Source organism: Planctomycetia bacterium, from assembly GCA_034440135.1.
GTDB lineage: Bacteria > Planctomycetota > Planctomycetia > Pirellulales > JALHLM01 > JALHLM01.
This window is the reverse complement of record JAWXBP010000505.1, coordinates 24792-31263: the sequence shown is the minus strand read 5'-3', so window position 1 is coordinate 31263 and position 6472 is coordinate 24792. Positions and strand designations below refer to the sequence as shown.

The 6472-nt window shown below is 61.9% G+C and carries 4 protein-coding genes; 2 read left to right on the top strand and 2 right to left on the bottom strand.

Annotation, left to right across the window (positions count from 1 at the left end):
• Positions 1 to 306 precede the first annotated feature (306 nt).
• Both SGJ19_28795 and SGJ19_28790 read right to left on the bottom strand, forming a co-directional pair.
• Positions 307 to 2610: a CehA/McbA family metallohydrolase gene (locus SGJ19_28795; protein ID MDZ4784265.1), complete on the bottom strand. Its 2304-nt coding sequence runs from the start codon at positions 2608 to 2610 to the stop codon at positions 307 to 309.
• A gap of 154 nt (positions 2611 to 2764) precedes the next feature.
• Positions 2765 to 3820, bottom strand: a complete 1056-nt coding sequence (locus tag SGJ19_28790; protein ID MDZ4784264.1) for an Ldh family oxidoreductase — start codon at positions 3818 to 3820, stop codon at positions 2765 to 2767.
• A gap of 291 nt (positions 3821 to 4111) precedes the next feature.
• On the opposite strand from SGJ19_28790, the gene SGJ19_28785 reads away from it, so the two are divergent.
• Positions 4112 to 5437 carry a CpaF family protein gene (locus SGJ19_28785; GenBank protein MDZ4784263.1) on the top strand — a complete coding sequence of 442 codons (1326 nt, stop codon included), beginning with the start codon at positions 4112 to 4114 and terminating at the stop codon, positions 5435 to 5437.
• A gap of 65 nt (positions 5438 to 5502) precedes the next feature.
• Positions 5503 to 6471, top strand: a complete 969-nt coding sequence (locus SGJ19_28780) for a type II secretion system F family protein (GenBank protein ID MDZ4784262.1) — start codon at positions 5503 to 5505, stop codon at positions 6469 to 6471.
• Position 6472: the final 1 nt, after the last annotated feature.

The following is a 6472-nucleotide window of genomic DNA, read 5'->3' as shown; positions in this document are numbered from 1 at the left end:
GCGAACCCGGCTGGCAAACCATCTGGCACGGCTTCAACAAACTCGCGATCGTCATGCAATACGCGGAAAACCGACAAAAATGTGGGTAAGGATGAGGGTGCAAACCCCTGGGGATCAGAGACAAGCGAATGTAAATAGCCCCATCGGGGCGACACATTTCAATGTTGTGTCGCCCCGATGGGGCTCTGTCAATTGATCGTCGCGCGGTTCCAGGGGTTGTCACTCCTGGCTATTTTCTGCCGCCCCTGCGGGGCTCAATACAATCCGCGAGCTCTGTACAATCGCCGGGCCTAAAACAATTCACGTTCAATCCGCCGTTGATTCTTCCAAAATCTTTCGATATGCCTCCCTCGCCACGTCGTACGCTGCTTCGGCGTCGGCGCGTTCGCTGTCGCGGATGGATGGGGACTTGGCGCCCCAGCAACGATCGACCGCCTCCAGGCACCATTGGGCGCTTTTGCGGCTGGCGCGAATCGGTTTGCCGTCGACTTCGACGAATACCGGGTTCGTATGCGCGGCGGGAAACACGCGGACTGCGACCCAACTGGATTGTGTGAGCGTGTAATCGAAATCCACTTCGCGGATTCGCCCGTCCGCGTCCATCTCGCGCTTTGCGACGCTTTCGCCGTTGACGATTAACTCAACCGGCACCGTACGCGTGTCGCCGATCCGTGAACGTTCGATGTGCCAGTACGGTTGTTGTTCCAACGGGCGGCTGCGGATGTCCTCGCGCGGTTGTTCGGCGAGGAGGCCTGCGAATTCGACGCGGACCTTGAGCGGGTCGCCTGACTTCACCGACAATACGCTGGCGCGACCGCCGTCGCCGGCTTCGCCGACGCCGAGGTCGTTCACACGAAAATTCGGCAGATGCGTCAGGCCATCGCTGCAATAGCTGCGGCCGTCCTTAATGCCCATCACCCATTCGTCATAGTTGACGGGTTTACCCTTCGACAGCTTGACGTAGGCGCGCCCCAGGCCGACGCGTTCGCCGTAGATGCAGGGAAAATCAGTCTCGCCGCTGATCCGGCATTGGTACCCGCAGTTGAGCGTGTGATACCAGATGTTGAGTTCCCAGACACTGGGCGTATCGACGGCGGAGATGAAATCGCACGCGTCATGCACGACGTCAACGATGTACTCGTTCGCGCCGATGCCGTCGAATGGCGGCATCTCGAACGTTGGCAGCGACGTGGCGCTCACGGCCAGTCCCCAACCGGAATGCGAGAAGCCGACGACGCCCCCTTGTTCCTTGCCCCACTTCAGGACCGGCAGGTCCCAGCTGGGCCATTCCTCGATCAGCGTCGTGCCGGGATAGTCGTCCTCCGTGAGCCGCAGCAAGCAGAGATGCCCTGCGTGCGAACTGGGGAAGCCGGAGACCTCGACGTCATAGCGCATCAAGTAGTCCTCCGTGGACAAGGAATGCACCTGGCCGTCGAAATACTGCTTCTGAAAATACCAGCACGGCCCCCAGGAGAGCACGCAGCCGACGTTCAAGTCCTCGCCGAGGATGTGCCGCATCATATCGACCGGCTGGACGCCTTCAGCCGGCGATTCGTAGTGCGCGCAGCCCGCCGCGTGAACGTGGTGATCGCCCGAATACCAGCCGAGGTTGGCCAGGTGAATCCAGCGGTGCAGGCGGAAACTCTCGCGATGCGAAATCGCGTCCGGCACCTCGATCTCGCGCTCCTCGATCATGTACTCGGGGCCGCGCGTGTAGGTGACGTGATACTTGCCCGGCGGCAGATGGACCGACTCGCCGCTGTGGCGATAGATCTGCTCATGAAAGAAGAAATCCGGCGCGAGCCGCCGCGTCATTGAAGGGTAGATCCGCCCCTGCGTGTCGCGGAACACAAACTGCCCGGTCGTCGGCGTGCCATCGACGTCGAGCACTTCCAATACGACTTCGACGGCCGGCTCGGAATTGAAGAGGAGGTTCAACTCGTTGCGAAAGCCCAGGTCCTGCGTCCCCTGGCCGACGTCGAACGCGAGCTTGGCCTCTTGCCGCCCGACGTTGCGGCTATAGAGCTGCAACACGCGGTATTCGAGCTTCAAGCCGGAGAGATTCTTATTGAGCGGCTGCGTTTCGTGCAGCGCGACATCCAGCCAGCGTTCGGGCACGTCTTGCGGTTTGACGGCAATCTCCGGGCTGGCGCTGCCGGTGGAACGTTTGTAAAGCGGCGCGGCGTTCGGACTTGTCACGCGCAACGGCGCGGTCACGCCAGCTTCATTCACGACCTTGACCAGAAACAATCGCCAGCCCTGCTCCTCAAGCGTCTTTGGCGCGGGACCTTCCGCCACCTTCACGCGGCTCTCGGGATTGACGTTCACCACGGCCAGGCACAGCGGATCGAGCACTTGCTGCACCGCGGCGACTCCTTCCGCGGCATCCGGCGCGGCGTACGCCGTGTCGAGCGCCTGTTGTTGCTCGGCGGAAAGGGGCGCGCCCAACAGCGTGAGCGTTTCCGCCACGCGGCGCGCCTGGGCGAATAGCGGTTGCGCCTCGACGTCAGAAATCACCGGCAACGGTTCCGCGCCCTCGGCAACGGCGCGACTCAGCCCCAATACGATCAACGCAAGCCACGGAATCCAGCGACGCGACAAGACGGACATGATTGCACTCCAGAGCGCCAATGTCGAACAGCGATCATTGAACCGGGAGCGTCAGCGACCGGAGGTTCTGGCGCGCGACTCCCCTCCGGTCGCCAACGCTCCTGGCTCAATGAAAAGACTACTTGCGCCGCTATCATGCACCGCCCCCGGGGCGTTATGCAAGCGCCGGCGGCGCGATTCCGAGCGAATTCCCGCGCTCCACGAGTTGCCGCCAGTTGCCGTCATCGATCGGGATGCCATGCGTCAACCGCTGCGCCAAGGCCGCGCGCTCCGGATCGCCCGGGAGCGTGATCGACTCGACGCCGTCCGCCAACGGGCAGCCGCGTACGAACGTGGCCAGGTCATGCACTTCGCGGGCAAAGTGCTCCGCGCCGCCAAACTGCGCGGGATCGAAGAGTTGCATGAACACACAGTTTCCAAGCTGCGTGACCGGCGTCTCGCGAATGCACGGACCGCCGGAGAGGGCGCCGGAGAGCAGTTCCACCATCAGCCCCAATCCAAAACCTTTATAGGCTTGATCGCCGCCGAAGGGGCGAATCGTCCCTGGCGGATTGCCATAGAGCGTGGCCGGATCGCAGGTCGCGCGACCTTGGCTGTCGAGCAACCAGCCCTCGGGACAGGACTGCTCGGCGATGCGCTTCACGCGCACTTTCCCTTCGGCCGTGGCGCTGGTGCCGAAGTCGAGGATCAGCGGCTCGCGGCCATTCGGCACGCCGAAGGCGATCGGGTTGGTGCCCAGGCGCGGGTCCGTTCCGCCGGGAGGCGCGACGCGCCGCGCGTTGCCATGCGTGTTGACCATGACCTGCGCAACGAGTCCCGACGCCGCGGCGATTTCGCAATACTCACCGAGCCGGCCGATGTGACCGCACTGCACGAGGGTTCCGACAGCTACGCCGGCGACCCGGGCTTTTGCGATCAAGCGTTCCAGCAAGCTGCCGGCCTGCGTGCGGCCGAATCCCCAGTTGCCGTCGGCGACGATGATCACCGGTGTTTCGCGTTGAACAGAAAACTCCGCAGCGGGGACAAGTTCGCCTTTCGCTACTTGGTCCAAGTAATACGGAATCCGCATCACGCCATGCGAGTCATGCCCGCGCAGGTTCGCATCGACAAGGCTCCTGGCCACTGACTGCGCCTCCGCTTCATCCAGTCCCCCAGCGCGGAGCAGCGCGGTCGCGTAGTCGGTCAGTTGCGAAACGGTGAAGTGCGGCATAGCGGGCTGCGATGGGTGGCGAAGTGGACGAATAGGCGGCGTCACCAGCCTAATCCATAGAGCCGGAAGCGTCAGCGCCTGGAGCGCGATCCAAAGCAGCGATTTTGCCGCTGCGCTCCGCGCATCAACGCTTCCGGCTCTAGCGGTTGTACTGCGCATGTCGCGATTTAACGGGATTGCCAATCCGAGCGTGCGAAGCCCTGCCGCTCAGACCGGCTTTTCCTGACACGTAAGCTATGCTTTCGCAGGAAATGAGCTGGCTGATACCCTCTAGCAAATGAGCAGGCTGCCATGGCGAAGAGTCCCGCGTTGCCCACCCGCCCAGGCGAGAAGTCCAAGGAAGCCGAGTTTGAGGACTTGAAGCGCCGCATCCACGGCAAGTTGGTCGACAAGCTCGACTTAACGCGCGTGGGCGAATTGGCTGGCGACGTGTTGCGTCGCGAGATCCGCCTCGTCGTCGAACATCTCTGCGACAGCGAAGACACGCTGCTCAATCGCGCGGAGCGCGAGCGATTGATTGACGAGGTGCTCGACGAGACGTTCGGTCTCGGCCCGTTGGAATTGCTGCTGAAAGACGCGACGATCAGCGACATTCTGATCAACGGTCCGAAGAACATCTATGTCGAACGTCGCGGCAAGATGGAAAAGACCAATGTCCAGTTCCGCGACAACGATCACTTGATGCAGATTATCGATCGCATCGTGTCGAAGGTCGGACGGCGCGTGGACGAAACTTGCCCGATGGTCGACGCCCGATTGCAGGACGGTTCCCGCGTAAACGCGATTATTCCGCCGCTGGCCTTGGACGGCGCGAGCGTTTCCATTCGTCGCTTCGGCGCCAATCCGCTCAAGCTGGAAGACTTGCTGAACTACAAAGCGTTCACGCCTGAGATGGTGATGCTGCTGGAAGGCGCCATCAAGGCCCGGCTGAACATGGTCATCTCCGGCGGCACCGGTTCCGGCAAGACGACGCTGTTGAACACGCTGTCGAGCTTCATTTCGAACACCGACCGCATCGTGACCATTGAAGACGCGGCCGAATTGCAGTTGCAGCAGGAACACGTAGTCCGCCTGGAAACGCGCCCGCCGAACATTGAAGGCAAAGGCGCGATCACGGCGACCGATCTGGTCCGCAACTGTTTGCGTATGCGGCCCGAGCGGATCATCATCGGCGAATGCCGCGGACCGGAAACGCTCGACATGCTGCAGGCCATGAACACCGGCCACGAAGGTTCGCTCACCACGATCCACGCCAACACGCCGCGCGACGGCATCGCGCGTATCGAAACCATGATCACGATGGCCGGCTTCGAGTTGCCGCTCAAGGCCATGCGCCAGCAGATCGCCAGCGCCGTCGACCTGATCATTCAGGCGAACCGCTTGCAAGGCGGACCGCGCCGGATCACGCACATCACCGAGATCGTCGGCATGGAGCAGGATACGATCGTGATGCAAGACATTTATCACTTCGTGCAGAAGGGCATCGACGAAAACGGCAAGGCCTTCGGCTATTTCGAGGCCACCGGAATTCGTCCCACGTTCATGGATCGGCTGGAATCCGCCGGCGTGCGATTGCCCGCCAGCGCTTTCCGGCAACGCGTGATGATGGAATGCTAAGCGTCAAGAAGTTGAAAGTCGCATGAGCAGCGCTTTGGCGCTACCAGAACTTCGGAGCACCTGAGATGAGTCCGCTGATGATTTCCTTGGCCGCCTTCGTGGCCGTTTCGTGCCTGGTCGGCGCGGTCGCCATGATTCTGCGCGGAGGAGGCGACGAAAAACTGGAAGGGCGGCTCGACGTCCTGACCGGACTCACCACGGCCAACATGGCGAAAGACATGCTGGCCCAGGAAAGCGTGCTGACCCGACCGCTCGACGGCGGGCTCGGGCTGTTCGAACGCATCGTCGCTCGCATCGCGTCGTTGCAGTTATTGTTCGAGCAAGCCGACACGAAAATGACTCCGGCGACGTTCTTTGCGTCCTCCGCCGGCATTGGACTCACGGCCGCCGCGATCACCGCCTTTACCGGCATCAACATCGCCTTCGCGCCGCTGGTCGGCATCATGATGAGCGCACTGCCGCTCATGTGGCTGATTTTCCGGCGCAGCCGCCGCATGAAAGCCTTTGCCAAGCAACTGCCCGATGCCTTGGAGCTTCTCGGCCGCGCGTTGCGCGCCGGACATAGCTTGGGCGCCGGGTTCCGGCTGGTCGCGGACGAAATGACCGCGCCGATCAATATTGAGTTCGGGCGCGTTTTTGAAGAACAGAACCTCGGCATTCCGATGGAACAAGCGCTCAACAGCTTGACGGACCGCGTGCCGAACCTGGACCTCAAGTTCTTCGCCACGGCCGTCATTTTGCAACGGCAGACGGGCGGTGACTTAGCGGAAATCCTCGATAAGATCGGCCACTTGATCCGCGAACGTTTCAAGATTTGGGGTCAGGTGCAGGCCCTCACCGGCGAAGGCCGTTTGTCCGGTATCGTGCTGCTGGCGTTGCCGCCGGTGTTGTTCGCGGCGGTCTATCGATTGAATCAAGAATACGTGATGGTGCTGTTCACCGACCCGATGGGCAACCAAATGCTCGCGGGCGCCTGTGTGCTGCAGGTTGTTGGCGCCCTCGTCATCCGCAAGATCATCAACATCAAGGTGTGAT